Annotated in this window: 11 protein-coding genes; 5 read left to right on the top strand and 6 right to left on the bottom strand. The window is 64.8% G+C overall.

Annotation, left to right across the window (positions count from 1 at the left end; translation table 11 throughout):
* Positions 1 to 649 precede the first annotated feature (649 nt).
* Entirely contained in the window at positions 650 to 973 is a 324-nt protein-coding gene (locus tag DT069_RS22410; RefSeq protein ID WP_162913374.1) for a hypothetical protein, read from the bottom strand.
* A 430-nt stretch (positions 974 to 1,403) separates the two neighbouring features.
* Between DT069_RS22410 and DT069_RS22405 the strand changes: the two genes are divergently transcribed.
* Positions 1,404 to 1,649 (top strand): DUF3126 family protein, encoded by a 246-nt coding sequence (locus DT069_RS22405; RefSeq protein WP_119462576.1) that lies wholly within the window; start codon positions 1,404 to 1,406, stop codon positions 1,647 to 1,649.
* A gap of 24 nt (positions 1,650 to 1,673) precedes the next feature.
* Here the strand turns inward: DT069_RS22405 and DT069_RS22400 are convergent, their stop codons facing one another.
* The 3 genes from DT069_RS22400 to pdxR all read right to left on the bottom strand — a co-directional run bounded on the left by DT069_RS22400 (position 1,674) and on the right by pdxR (position 6,328).
* Positions 1,674 to 2,855 (bottom strand): acetate/propionate family kinase, encoded by a 1,182-nt coding sequence (locus DT069_RS22400; RefSeq protein ID WP_119462575.1) that lies wholly within the window; start codon positions 2,853 to 2,855, stop codon positions 1,674 to 1,676.
* Between the two features lie 160 nt (positions 2,856 to 3,015).
* Positions 3,016 to 4,734 (bottom strand): sulfoacetaldehyde acetyltransferase, encoded by a 1,719-nt coding sequence (gene xsc, locus DT069_RS22395; RefSeq protein ID WP_119462574.1) that lies wholly within the window; start codon positions 4,732 to 4,734, stop codon positions 3,016 to 3,018.
* Positions 4,735 to 4,858: 124 nt separating this feature from the next.
* Positions 4,859 to 6,328, bottom strand: a complete 1,470-nt coding sequence (gene pdxR / locus DT069_RS22390) for a MocR-like pyridoxine biosynthesis transcription factor PdxR (RefSeq protein ID WP_119462573.1) — start codon at positions 6,326 to 6,328, stop codon at positions 4,859 to 4,861.
* Positions 6,329 to 6,558: 230 nt separating this feature from the next.
* On the opposite strand from pdxR, the gene DT069_RS22385 reads away from it, so the two are divergent.
* The 4 genes from DT069_RS22385 to aptA all read left to right on the top strand — a co-directional run bounded on the left by DT069_RS22385 (position 6,559) and on the right by aptA (position 11,288).
* The gene (locus DT069_RS22385) at positions 6,559 to 7,653 is read left to right on the top strand and encodes an ABC transporter ATP-binding protein (RefSeq protein WP_119462572.1); all 1,095 of its coding nucleotides are present in this window, start codon (positions 6,559 to 6,561) and stop codon (positions 7,651 to 7,653) included.
* A gap of 117 nt (positions 7,654 to 7,770) precedes the next feature.
* Positions 7,771 to 8,679, top strand: a complete 909-nt coding sequence (locus DT069_RS22380) for an ABC transporter permease (protein ID WP_119462571.1) — start codon at positions 7,771 to 7,773, stop codon at positions 8,677 to 8,679.
* Entirely contained in the window at positions 8,676 to 9,575 is a 900-nt protein-coding gene (locus tag DT069_RS22375) for an ABC transporter permease (protein WP_119462570.1), read from the top strand. Before DT069_RS22380 ends, DT069_RS22375 begins: the two co-directional genes overlap by 4 nt.
* A gap of 402 nt (positions 9,576 to 9,977) precedes the next feature.
* Complete coding sequence (aptA, locus tag DT069_RS22370; protein WP_119462569.1) at positions 9,978 to 11,288, top strand: omega-aminotransferase AptA; 1,311 nt, start codon at positions 9,978 to 9,980, stop codon at positions 11,286 to 11,288.
* 187 nt (positions 11,289 to 11,475) lie between these two features.
* On the opposite strand, the gene DT069_RS22365 is transcribed toward aptA, so the two are convergent.
* Together DT069_RS22365 and DT069_RS22360 are read right to left on the bottom strand one after the other, a co-directional pair.
* Positions 11,476 to 12,636: an extracellular solute-binding protein gene (locus tag DT069_RS22365; RefSeq protein WP_119462568.1), complete on the bottom strand. Its 1,161-nt coding sequence runs from the start codon at positions 12,634 to 12,636 to the stop codon at positions 11,476 to 11,478.
* 269 nt (positions 12,637 to 12,905) lie between these two features.
* Positions 12,906 to 13,946 (bottom strand): dimethyl sulfoxide reductase anchor subunit family protein (locus DT069_RS22360; protein WP_425450474.1); only part of this gene is annotated, 1,041 nt, incomplete at its 5' end.

Here is a 13,946-nt window from a genome sequence, read left to right as displayed (position 1 = left end):
GCATCGCACGATTCCGAGGCTCCGTTCCGGGCCAGCGCAGATGCCGACCGGGCGCGATCAGGTCGCATCTCCCAAGCCGGCGAAGTGGGGATCTGAACGGATTACATCCATCCAGCGAGCCGGTTCGCTCCGCTCTACGTCGGCGGACAACGCCGCTGATCGGGGACTTGGCGACCATGTCTCGGGAAGCATTAAGGATAAATGGGGTGTGCCGCGGCCGAAACCAATGGAAATCGAATGAAGGTGAGGTCCGGCGTGGCGCCGAGGAGGGCGATATGTAGCCATAAAGGGCCATTTGAGGTCACCCACGGACGAAAGACGCTCCTGGCATAAGCTTTGATGAGGTCGCGGCGAGAGTGCGTATCGGACACGCACCAATGTAGTGCTCGGATTTGGCCTTCCACTCGAACTCACGTCCCGGCAACGCTCATTATGTGAATACCGCCGCCAAGCCTGAATGATTGGAGGCCGGTGGACGCCACGGCGGTAAGGACGGCTACAGCATTTCGATTCAAGATTGCCGTAACGGAGACGATTGTCGGTGGTATCGGGGGCCCGCAACCGAGATAAAAGCCCACCCGATCGGCTGATCGGGTGGGCTTTCTGCGTGTCCGGATGCGCCGCGGGCCGGGTCCGTTCGGCCCGCTGCCTACGCCGCAGGCCGCCGCGGCCGCCAGCCGGGAAGCAGGACCTGGTCGAGGCGCACGCCGCGATACAACACGCTGCCGAAACCGTCCTGAATCTGGTAGCGCCCATGCTTGTCGCGCACGAGAACCCAGGCCGGAACCATCGACCCGTCCCGCGGCGTGCAGCAGCTGTACGCCGAATACAGCAGAAAACTGTCATACGCCTCGGCCGTCTCCCGCGTCATGGCAAAGCCGAGACGCTCGAGATGCGACGCCACGCGGCTCATCAGACGTTCGTCGGCCGCAGTGAACCGAGACAAGTTCAGAGGAATGATCGTGGCCGTCACCAGCGCCTCCTGCATTCATATTTTAGAAAGCATAGCACAGAGGAGGTCAGGTGTATTGGTTAACATTGCTAAGAAAATGAGTTAACTCGGTTTCAGTGCCAAGTATTTGCGTTCGCATCGACCTGATCGTTGGAGAGCTGGTTGAGTACAGCCGGATTCCGATGGAATGAAGGAGGGCTGGTCTATTGAAGGTGGCCAACGCGTCGGATGCGGCGCCGGGAGCCATTGCGATAGGGATCTGTGCCAGGCCGCTGCGCCTCGTTCGGAGATGGAAGTTAATGGCTCCGCTGGGCTTTCGTCTTCGGAGCCGTGGGGCTATCTTCGCCGCTCAGACGAGATTGAGTTTACGAGAGCACGATCCGATCGGGTTGGTTCAGCCGGATCGATGAGTCGTCCTCCGATTCAATGACTATGCACAGGAGAGGACGAGATGACGACGAATGAGATTGCCAGAATTCAGGATTACCTCCGCCGAACCTTCGCCAACGACCGTATCGCGATCGATCCGCCGATAAAGCGCGGTGCGCCCGTCGAAGTTCGGGTCGGCGACGAATTCATCGGCGTCCTACATCGCGACGAGGAGGAAGGCGAAGTCTCTTACGCGCTGCACATCACGATTCTCGAAGAGGACCTGCCGCCCGCCAGCCCCGTACGGGCGGGAACCAAGCGGAAGTAGTGACAACTACCGGGTTCCGGGCCGTCACCCCTTCAGCGCCGCGCGGCAGTGACGCGCGATGGTCATTTCCTCGTCCGTCGCGATGACCCAGACGGGCACGCGGCTCTCCGGAGCGGTGATCAGCGGGCTGCCGGCTTGGTTCGCGGCCTCGTCGAGGATGATGCCGAGCCAGTCCGCGTCGCGGCAGACGGCGGCCCGCACCGGCGCCGCATTCTCGCCGATGCCGCCGGTGAAGACGAGCGCATCCAATCCGTTCAGCGCAGCGGCCAGCGAGCCCAGATGGCGGTGGATCTGATAGCAATATTGCGCGACCGCCGCTCTCGCCGACGGATCGTCGCTGGCAAGCAGGCTCTTCATGTCGGAACTGAGCCCTGAGAGCCCGAGCAGGCCGGAGCGGTTGTAGAGCAGGTCCTCGACCTCAGCGAGGCTCATGCCCTCGGTGCGCATCAAATGGAGGAGGGCGCCGGGATCGAGACTGCCGCTGCGCGTTCCCATGACCAGCCCGTCAAGCGTGGAGAACCCCATGGTGGTCGCGACACTGCGGCCGTCCTCGACGGCGCACATGCTGGCGCCGTTCCCGAGATGGGCGATGACGAGACGGCGCGGCAGCGGTGCGCGGGTGACGTGCGGCAGACCGGATACAACGGATTCGTAGGAGAGTCCGTGGAACCCATAGCGCCGCAGTCCGCGATCGGCATAGCCGCGCGGCAGGCCGAGATGCTTCGCCTCCGCCGGCTGCGTCGCGTGAAACGCAGTGTCGAAGCAGGCGACCTGCGGCAGATCCGGCAGACGCTCGACCAGCGCCCGGATGGCCGCGACATTATGCGGCTGATGGTGCGGTGCCAGAGGCTCAAGCGCCGCGAGCTGTTCGACAACCTCCGGGGTGATCCGGATCGGTGCCGAGAAGAGCGCGCCACCATGGACGACCCGGTGACCCACGCCGGCAAGCCCGCCACCGCGATCCCGTCCCAGCCAGTCGAGCAGCAGCGCTAAGGCGTCGCAATGATTGCGGACCGTCCCTTCGGCAGTCTCGAAGGGCAGCGGACGGCCGCTGCTGTCGGCTGCCTGAAGGCGGGGCGAGACGCCGATGCCGGCGATCTGCCCCCGAAGCGTCAGAGCGGGATCGGCATTTCCCGGCGATGGTTCGTAAAGGGCGAACTTCAGGCTGGAGGAGCCTGCATTCAGAACCAGCAGACGGTCGGTCATTGCCGCTGCTCCGACTCTGCGGCGCGACCGGTCAGCCTGTTTTTGCAAGCCTCGTCCTTCGACAAGCTCAGGACGAGGCCCTCATGCTGAGCCTGTCGAAGCATGAAGGCCTCCGGTTCCCGTCTCGTCCGTCATGCGGACGCCGAACCTACACGCCAGCCTACGCGACGGTGTACCCCTTGTACTTGTCGAGCATCCGCCTCGGCTTCTTCAGCGCGTCGCGCCGGAACGGGTCGCCCAGCTCCTGCGTCACCATGATCTCGACGATTGTCGGTCGGTTCGAGGCGGTCGCCTCGCGCAGCGCATCGCCGATCTGGTCGGGATGCTCGACCTTGATGCCGTCGGCCCCCATGGATCGGGCGATGCCGGCGAAGCTCGGATTCTCGAGATTGGTCCCGACATAGCGGTCGGCATAGAAGTCGATCTGGTTCTTCTTCTCGGCGCCCCACTGGCCGTTGTTGAACACCACCGCGGTCACGGGGATGTTCTCGCGCACGCAGGTCAGCGTCTCCTGCAGGCTCATACCCCAAGCCCCGTCGCCGACATAGGCGACCGCCGGCCGGTCGGGCGCCGCGACCTTGGCACCGATCGCGGTCGGGAAGGCATAGCCGCAATTGCCGAAGCTCATCGCGGCGAAGAAGCTCCGCGGTGTCTCGAACCGGAGATAGCTGTTGGCGACCGAGCAGATGTTGCCGATATCGGTCGTTACCATGGCGGTCTTCGGCATCGCCTTCTCGAGCTCGCGCAGGGCACGGCGCGGCGCGATCGGCGCGCCGTCCTTCAGCGACCATGCGTCGAGTTCCGTCTCCCAGGCCGATTTCTGCTTGGTGATCTCCGCCATGCGGGCGTCCTTGTTGCCGCGGGCGGCGATCGTCTCGTTCATCGTCTGCAGGCGGTTCAGGATCTCGACCGCCGCCGCCCTGGCGTCGCCGCAGACGCCGACGCTGATCTGCTTCACCAGGCCAAGCATGCGGTGGTCGGAATCGACCTGAATGATCTTCGCATTCTTCGGCCAGTAGTCCAGGTCGTGCTGCGGCAGTGTGCCGAACGGGCCAAGCCGGGTGCCCAGCGCCAGCACGACGTCGGCCTGTGCGATGATCTTCATCGCCGCCTTCGACCCCTGATACCCCAGCGGGCCGCACATCAGCGGATGGCTGGCGGGGAACGAATCATTGTGCAGATAGCTGGCAACGACCGGGGCGGACAGATATTCGGCCAGCGCGACCGCCTCGTCCTGGCCATCCGACATGATGATGCCGCCGCCGGCCACGATCACCGGGAACTTGGCCTGGGCGAGCATCTGCGCCGCCTCGTCGAGGCTCTTCGGCCCGCCGCCCGAGCGCTCGACCCGGTTCGGCTTCGGGATCTCGACATCGACGTCGCCGTAGAACAGGTCGCGCGGGATGTTGAGCTGCGTCGGCCCGCGCTCGGTCAGCGCCAGGTCGAAGCAGCGGCTCGTCAGCTCGGCCAGACGATCCTGGCGGCTGACATGGGCCTGGTACTTCGTGATCTTGGAGAAGATCGGCAGCTGCTCCGTTTCCTGGAAGCCGCCGAGCCCAATGGTGCTGGTCCCGGTCTCCGGCGTGATCACCACGACCGGCGAATGCGCCCAGTAGGCGGCGGCGACCGCGGTGACGAAGTTGGTGATGCCGGGGCCGTTCTGGGCGATGCAGACGCCCGGCTGATTGCTGACCCGCGAATAGCCGTCGGCCATATGGCCGGCACCCTGTTCATGGGCAACGGAAATGAAGCGGATGCCGGCGGGCTCGAATAGGTCGAGCGCATCCATATAAGCCGAGCCGACGATGCCGAAGATATGTTTGACGTTATGCGCGACCAGCGTCTCGACGAATGCTTCGCTCGGCGTCATGCGGGTCATGACCGTTCCCTTTCCTTAAACCGAATCGCACTTTCCCATCGACCAGTGCTCTTCCTATGACACTGCGGCGAGGGTCCGCCTTGTAGGGCCAGTTCGCGATTTTCGCCTATGCCAGGGCGCGCGGTCAGGGTTTGGAGCAGGCGTCGATGATCTCGCCGAGGATGCTCAGACCGGATTCGATCCGGTTCACCGGGATCGAGGAGAAGCCGAGCCGAAAATAGTGCGACGGGGCCTTGGACATGAAGTGGACCGCACCGGGTTCGATCAGCACGCCCCGTTTCGCCGCCTCCTGGGCAACGAGCGCGGTATCGAGCCCCGGCGGTCCGGCGACCCAATAGGCCGTGCCGCCGGTGACCCGATGGAACGAGCAGGTCGGCAGGTGGCGTTCCAACGCCGTCCGCATCACCTCCCAACGATCCCGATAGGCATGGCTGAGGCGGCGTATCAGCGAGTCGTGATGTCCGAGGGCCAGAAATGTCGCGAGCGTCCGCTGGTTGTTCGTCGGCGGGTGCCGCAGCATCAGGCGGCGGAGTGCCCGCATCTCGGCGATCAGCGCCTTGGGGCCGACCATGTAGCCGAGGCGCAGGCCTGGCGCCAAGGTCTTCGACAGGCTCGCCAGGAAGATGACGCGGCCGCTCGCATCGATCGACTTGAGCGCGGCGGTCGGGGATCCGACATGATTGATCTCGCTGTCGTAATCGTCCTCGATCACGATGAAGTCCGCGCGTCGCGCGCGATCAAGCAAGGCCATGCGGCGTTCGAGCGTCATAGTCGCTGTCGTCGGAAACTGGTGGCTCGGCGTCACATAGACGTAATCGCAGCCATCGAGCGCATCGTCGGCGACCATACCCTGCGCGTCGACGGGCAACGGGCGAATGCGGTCGGTCTTGAGCGCGAAGATGTTCCGCGCATCGACATAGCCCGGATCCTCGAAACCGATCGTCGTCTCGGCGCCCATCAGCAGACTCGCCAGCAGATACAGGGCGTGCTGCGCGCCTACGGTCACGAGGATCTCGTCCGGGGAAACGCGGATGCCTCGGCGCGGCAGAAGCCGAGTCCGAATCTGTTCGACCAGGAGAGGATCGTCTTCGGTGAAACTGTCGCTCGCCCAATCCCGCACGGCTTCCACGCTCAGCGCCTGCCGCGAGCATTGCCGCCAATCCGCGATCGGGAACAATGCGGGATCGAATTGGCCGTAGATGAAGGGATAGGGGTAGCTCTGCCAATTCTGTGGCTTGACGATGTTGCGCTGCCGCGACGGCGTGACCTGGAACCGGGAGTCCCAGTCCGGCGCGCCGGTATCATGGGCCGGCGCCGCTGTTATGCCGCTGGCGCGACCTTCCAGGATCTCCTCATTGACGAAATAGCCGCGCCGCTCCCGCGCGATCAGAAACCCGTCGGCGGCCAGATCCTGATAGGCAAGCGTCACCGTATTACGTGCGACCGACAGGATCTGCGCCAGCCGCCGACAGGACGGCAGCGGCTCGCCCTTTGGGATCTGGCCCTGAAGGATCGCCGAAACCAGCATCTGGCGGAGCTGCGCCTGAAGCGTGGACTCACCGTCATGCCGAAGGTGGAAGAGCTCGTCGCGCATCCGTTGGCCCGCTCAAACCTCCTCAACTGGCACTACATCTCGTAGGAAAGGAAAGTCTAGCATCGAAAGGATGGAGCGGCGATAGAGGGTTCCCGAGTCGACGACACCTCGTCTTATGGTAAAATCCAATAGACATAAGCGGGTGCCACGGCGACCGTTCTATCGTAGCATCCAAGCAAGAGCCCGGCTTTGAACCTGGGCCGACAGGGAAGCGAGGGGATCTTGTCGCGATGAGCGCCGACGTCGAGCTCGATCACATCACTGTCCGATTCGGCGACTATGTTGCGGTCGACGACGCGGATCTGCGGGTCGAGGACGGAGAGTTCTTCAGCTTTCTAGGCCCCTCGGGATGCGGCAAAACCACCATTCTGCGGACGATTTCCGGTTTCCTGGAGCCGTCGGAGGGCGGCGTCCGGATTGGCGGCCGCGACATGAGGGGAATCGGGCCGAACAGGCGCCCAACGGCGCTGATTTTCCAGAATCTGGCGCTTTTCCCCCTAATGTCCGTCGCCGACAACATCACCTATGGCTTGAGGGTCAGGGGCGTCTCCGGCGCCGAGCGGCGGCGGAAGGCGGACGAGCTTCTCGAGTTGATCGCGTTGCGCGGCCAGGGCGACAAGAAAGTCGGCGAGCTGTCCGGCGGACAGCGGCAGCGCGTGGCGATCGCGCGGGCCTTGGCCGTCGAACCCGATGTCCTCCTCCTCGACGAGCCTCTGTCGGCCCTGGACCTGAAGCTGCGGCAGCATATGCGCACCGAGCTGCGCACCATACAGCAGCGCGTCGGCATCACCTTCATCTATATCACGCACGACCAGGGCGAGGCGCTGACCATGTCGGATCGGATCGCCGTGATGAGCGACGGCGTCGTGCAGCAGATCGACCAGGGCGCCACCGTTTACGACAATCCGGCGACCAGCTTCGTGGCGTCCTTCGTGGGCGAAAACAATCCCTTCTTCGGCCGGGTCAGTCGGACCGAAACGGGATTTGCCGTGGCCGATACCGCCTCGGGGGCCCTGGTCGGGCGCAACCCGCAGGGGCTTCGGGAGGGAGAGAAGGCCATCGTCTTCGTCCGGCCCGAGGCGCTGGTCGTCGGCAACGGGGCGGCTAACGGGCAGGCTAACGTCATACGAGGCATGGTGACGAACGCGGAGTTCGAGGGGCCAACGGTCAACCTCTATCTCCGTGTCGAGGGCGGCCGGGAGGTGATGCTGCTCATGCCGCATAGCGGTGGTGCTCCCTCCCTCGCGATTGGGGAGGAAGCCGTGGTCTCCTTCGACCCGCAACGCGCCGTCGTTCTGCCGGAGGGGGCGCTCGCCGGTGAGTAGTCGGCGTCTCCCGCTTGGAGTGTCTAACAAGACCCAGGCCAACGCAGACCGTGGCCGGGTGTTGTTAGACACTTTTGTCCCGGGTCGCGGCGGCGCAACCGACGGGAGCTGACGCGAATGCGGTTCGTTCGGCGCAACGGCCTTTTTCTTTCCGGCTATCTGCTGGTCGCCGTCACGGTCTGGATCGTCTTCATGATCGTGCTGCCGCAGCTCTATATGGTCGATTTCTCCTTTCGGCCGAATCTGCCGCTGAACGAGATCGGCGGTCCCGACGACAAATACACGCTCGAGAACTATCGCTACCTAGTCTTCGGCCGGCCGACCGACGAGGCGCTGCTGAACTGGCTTCACCTCGAAGTCTTCTTCCGGACGATCATCGCCAGCATCTGCGTGACGCTGCTGGACTTCTGCCTCTGCTATCCGCTGGCCTACTACATGGCGCAGGTGGCGCGTGGCGGCCGGACGCGGCTTCTGCTGCTGCTGCTCATTCTGCCATTCTGGGTCAACGAGATTCTGCGGGCCTTCGCCTTCCGCCTTCTGTTCGCCTCGGGCGGCATGATCAACACGGCGCTCTTGGGATTGGGCCTGATCGAACAGCCGATCGACTTTCTGCGGGCGGACGTCGCGCTCTATGCCGGCCTGAGCTACGCCTACATCCTTCTGATGATGTTTCCAATCTACAACGCGGTCGAGAGCCTCGATCACAATCAGGTCGAAGCCGCGCGCGATCTCGGCGCGCCCTGGTGGCACATTCACCTCTTCGTCGTCATGCCGTTCGCCAAGCCCGGCATCGCTGCCGGCTGCACGATGGTGTTCATGCTCTCGGCGGGCGCGCTCGCCGTCCCGCAGATCCTCGGGGGGCCGAGCAGCCTCTGGTTCACGCAGGTCATCTATGACTGGTTCTACCAGGGTGGAAACTGGCCTCAGGGGTCGGCTTATGCGTTCGTCCTGCTCATCGCCTGCATCCTCTTCGTCCTGCTCGTGATGCGCCTGTTCAAGGTCGGGCTGGGAGAGATCGCCAGATGACGTCGCAGACGGTCCTCCGGCTGATGGTCGGATTCTACATCCTCCTGTTCTTCGCCTATCTGTTCGGCCCCCTGGTGCTGATGGGAATCACCGCCTTCAACGCGAATTCCTACCCGCAGGTGACCCCGTGGGAGGGCACCACGCTGCAGTGGTTCGCCGAACTGGCCAAGGACGACCAACTGCTGGAGGGCATCGGCAACAGTCTGTGGATCGGGTTGGGCGTAATCTGCCTGTCGGTGCCGATCGGGCTGGCCGGCGCGATCATCATGACGCAGATTCACCGCCGTGCGCGCCCGATCTATTACACGATCATCGTTTCGCCGGTTCTGACGCCGGGGGTGATCCTCGGGATCTCGACCCTGGTCTTCTGGGACAGGATGGGAACGGCTTTCGACGCAGACTACGAATCGCTCTTCTATGACGGGATCTTTCTCACGATCATCGGCCAATCCACCTTCATCTCCGCCTATTGCATGCTGGTCTTTCTGGCGCGGCTGCAGCGCTTCGACTACTCGCAGGAGGAGGCGGCGCTCGATCTGGGCGCAACCAATGTCCAGGTCTTCTGGCAGATTCTGATTCCCTTCCTGCGGCCGGCGATCTTCTCCGCCGCCGTCCTCGCCTTCCTGACCTCGTTCGAGAACTACAACACGACGGTCTTCACGATTCAGGCGGAAAGCACCCTGACCACCGTGCTGGCCGGCCGGGTCCGCATGGGCACGACGCCGGCGCTCAGCGCGCTTGCGGTCATCATCATCGGCGTCACGCTTGTCGGGGCTGTCTCCTATGAACTCCTGCGGCGCCGCGAGAGCAGGAGGCAGGCGCCGGGAGCCGATGCCGTCAAGCTCAAGAAGCGCTTCCGCGAGCCGCAAGCCGCCGCGCAGGCGCCCCAGGCTTAGAGTGTCTAACAGAACTTATTCATAGTCTGCGTTGGCCTGGGCTTGACGCGGGTTAGGAGCCGGGCCGCCGGCGATGCCGGGCGCATCGGCAAGGTCCGGCGACGCGGCCCCGCGTCAAGCCCAGGCCAACCCGACGGGCCGTTCTCCGATCGCCGCGGGACGGTGTCGGCCGGCGCTCGCGATGCACCAGCATCGCGTCGCACCGCCCTCCTAGCCCACGGCGACCGGAGAACGGCGCAGACCGTGAATAAGTTCTGTTAGACACTCTTGGAGCGGCCGCCTGGCCCGTAAGAAAACGCGAACTGGCCCTACGTCACCCGATGGTTCCCGCATAGCCTCGATACTGCCGGTCGCCCGGAGCGCGCGGTGTCGCGCCGTTCGTTTGGCTTTGGAGGGTTTCCCATGCGGTATGCTGCGAACAGTCTCGAACATCATTGGATGCCGTTCACGAGCAATCGCGATTTCAAGTCGGCGCCCCGGTTGCTCGTCAAAGGAGAGGGCCTTTATTATTGGAACGAGCGGGGAGACCAGATCATCGATGCGAGTTCCGGCCTGTTCTGCTGCGCGGCGGGCCATGGACGGCCCGAGATCGCGGAGGCTGTTGCGAATCAGCTGACGGAGCTCGACTACGCGCCGCACTTCCAGGTCGCGCACCCCTCTTCGTTCGAACTCGCCCGCCGGGTCGCTTCGATCACGCCCGACGATTTGAACTACATCTTCTTCACCAATTCGGGTTCCGAATCCGTTGACACGGCGATCAAGATCGCGCTGGCGTATCACCGGGCTCGCGGCGAGGGCCAGCGGGTCCGGTTCGTCTCGCGCGAGCGCGCCTATCACGGCGTCAATATCGGCGGCGTCTCGCTCAGCGGCATGATGCGGAACCGCGAGACCTTCGGCGCGGTGATGCCCGGCATCGCCCATATGCGCCACACCTGGCTGCCGGAGAATCGGTTCACGAAAGGACAGCCCGCGGCCGGTGCGGAGCTGGCCGACGACCTACAGCGCTTCGTCGATCTGTACGGCGCCAGCACCATCGCCGCCTGCTTCGTCGAGCCGATCGCCGGCTCGACCGGCGTCCTGGTGCCGCCCAAAGGCTATCTCGAGCGACTGCGGGAAATCTGCGACCAGAACGGCATCCTTCTCGTCTTCGACGAGGTGATCTCAGGCTTCGGCCGAACCGGGAAGGCGTTCGCGGCGCAGAGCTTCGGCGTCACGCCGGACATCATCACCATGGCGAAGGCGCTGACCAACGGCGCGCAGCCGATGGGCGCGGTGGCGGTCAGCGACAAGATCTACAACACCATCGTCGACAGCGCGCCCGAGCACGCCGTCGAGTTCTTCCACGGCTACACCTATTCGGCCCATCCGGCGGCCTGTGCCGCGGGCCTCGCGACCCTGGAGATCTATCAGCGGGAAGGGCTCTTCGAGAGGGCCGAGGAACTATCGTCCTATATGCTGGAGTCAGTGTTCGCGCTGAGCGACCTGCCGGTCATCACCGATATCCGGGGCTACGGCCTGCTCGCCGGCTTCGATCTCGCGCCTGCGGACAAGCCCGGCGCGCGCGGCTATGATGCCCAGAAGCGGCTGTTCGCCGCCGGGCTGCACATCAAATTCACCGGCGATGCCGGAATCTTCGCGCCCGCCATGATCGCCGAAAAGAAGCATATCGACGAGATGTGCGCGACGCTGCGACAGGTGCTGAGCGAATATTAGAGCCTGATCCGATCACATCGGACCGATGTGATCGGTGAATCAGTCTCTCGCTATTTGAAATAGAGGGCGATTCACCGAACAGGTTGATCCAACCTGATCGGATCGCGCTCTAGCGGGGGCTCCCGCCGCGGCCCTCCCCCAGCCGGGCTGGGGGAGGGACCCGCGCTAGAGGGAGGGAAGGGACCGCTTACGCGGCGACGAACTTGTCGACATATTCGTTGCGGATTTCCGCGTACCAGGACGGCGTCGGCGGCCACGGCCACAGACGGTCGAGCGCGTCACCCGGATAGGCCTCCTTAAAGTTCTTCTTGGCTGTCTCCGTGAGATATTCGTCGGCGCCCTTCGCGGTGGCGTTATAGCCGGTTTCATTCGCCAGCAGGCCGCCCGTCTCCGGCGTGTAGATGAACTTGATGAATTCGTAGATCTCATCGATGTTCTTGGCCCCGACGGGAATGGAGAGCCCGTCGAGCCAAGTGAAGGCGCCTTCCTGCGGGGCCATGAAAGTCACCGGCTCGCCGTCGGCCTTGAGGCGGAGCGGCGGGCCGTCCCAGGTCTGGCCGAGGACGACGTTGTTCTGCATCAGACCGTTGATCTGACCGTCGGCGTCGTTCCAGAACTGCTTGACCCACGGCTTGTGCTCGACGGCGAACTTGGTGATCTCCGTCCAGATCCGCCGCATGTTCTCCTCGTCCTTATAGGCGTCGTGCAGGCGGTTCGTCGGCAGCTTGCCAGACGCGTCGAGATAGAGCCCGATGCCGGACATCATCGAATGCGCGCGGCCCATGATCCGGCCTTTCATCTCATCCGACCACAAATCGCCATAGCTCAGGTTCTGGTAATCGCTCTCCCATTTGTCGGTCCGCCAGGCCAGCGCCTCGGTGCCCCAGACATAGGGCAGGTGCCGCGGCTTGCCATCCCAGGCGAACCCTTCGGAGATCTTCAGCATGGACGGCAGGATGGCGTCCGTCGGAACGCGGTTCATGTCGAAGGTCTGCAGCAGGTCGAGATCCTGCCACTGGCCGGTGCGGTCGTTCGTCGGGCTGATCAGGTCGAAGCCGCGGCCCTTCGTGGCGCGCATCTTCTGGATCAGTTCCTCGTTCGAGCCGTAGGGCGTGTGATTGATGGTGATGCCGGTCGCCTCCTTGAACTTCGAGGTGAAGGCTTGCGGCAGGTAGTCCGACCACATCATGATGTCGAGGCTGCCGGACGACGATCGGGCATCCTTGATGAACCATGGGCCGATCGCGGCGACGCTGCCGGCCGCCGCGGCGGTCTTCAGCAGGGTCCGGCGGGACACTGATCCCGCCCGCTTCGGTGTCGTCCGCCGGCTAATCTTTGTCTTGCTCATCTACGCCTCCCATAGCGATGAAAGCTCATTCCTGCCTGCGGCGGGCAGGGCTTCGTCCGGTACCCGCAGCAGGCCTGATCCCGAGGGTCGGCAGTCATCGAATGTGGTCGTGGCAGCTTCCTGTTCGGCATGGTCGCCGTTCGGCTGCCTTTGTTGTCGCGCTGCCAATCAGGCAGACGAGTTTATTTCTGCCGTCCCCAGAATACCATAAGCGGCGCCCCCGCCACAGACTAGGCCCAATCCTCGGCTTTCGTTAGGGCCAAGCGCGCCTACGCGGCGTTCTGTCCGTAATAGAGGGTGACGGTGTGCTTGGCCTCGGCGAAGAACAGCCAGCGCTCGATCAGGACGCCGGCGGTGGCGCTGAGCGCGGCGGCGAGCGCGGCGAGGCTTGCGGCCCAGGGCGGCAGCGCCAGGGTGGCCAGGGTCAGCGCCAGCGGCAGGGCGAAGGCAAGAAGCGCGGCGATGCGGCGCAGCCGCGCGGCATGCTTGCGGGCGATCCGGTAGCCCATCTCGCGCAGCAGGTAGTTCTCCTGCGTGTGCGGCGCCTCGAACAGCCGCACCGGGCCGAGCCCCTTGAGCCCGGTCGCGCTCTCCGGCGTGGCGGCGCTCCGCGTCCGGTCGATGAACCGCCAGTAGGCCAGCTTCAGCGGGGCGGCGAGCAGGAGCGCGGCGACGGCGAGCCCGGGCACGGCCGGCTGCGGCAGGGCGAAGAGCCGGACCAGGAGGTGGAGCCAGAGCGCCCCCGTCATCAGCGCCAGCGCGAGGTAGTTCGGCGCGACCCAGCGGTTGGCCCAGCGCTGGATCGGCTTGAGCGAGACATAGATCATCGCCGTGCAGTAGACGGTCAGGACGGCCAGCGCCGCGGTGAGCAGGCCGAGCAGCGCCCACGGCCCCGAATTGCGCTCCAGCCCGACCCAGCCGAGCGCGTAGAGCCCGGCCGGCGGGTAGGTCGCGAGCGCCGCCACCCCCTCGCGCGAGAGCCAGGACGAGCGCCACTGCGAAAAGGCCCGCCAGGCGCGCTCGGGATGGCCGAGATGGAAGGTCGAGGCGAGCAGGCCGGCGCTGATCGCGCCGAGCGCCAGGCCGAAGGCGGCGAGGCCGAAGCCGCGCGCCGCCGGCAGCAGCCCGAGCGGGCCGAGCAGGCCGAGCAGCGCGAGCAGGCCGGCGCCGGCGCCCGAGAGGGTGGTGAACAGGATGACCGAGGCGGCGGGATGCATGGGCGGCGGCGGCGGGCTCCCTAGCGCGCCAGCAGGCGGTCGAGCCAGCGCCAGAGCGGCCCGGCGGCGGCGAGCTCGGCGGCGGGGATCTCC

Origin of the sequence: Virgifigura deserti, assembly GCA_003576685.1 — a bacterium.
GTDB lineage: Bacteria > Pseudomonadota > Alphaproteobacteria > Dongiales > Dongiaceae > Virgifigura > Virgifigura deserti.
This window is presented reverse-complemented; position numbering and strand designations above follow the sequence as displayed.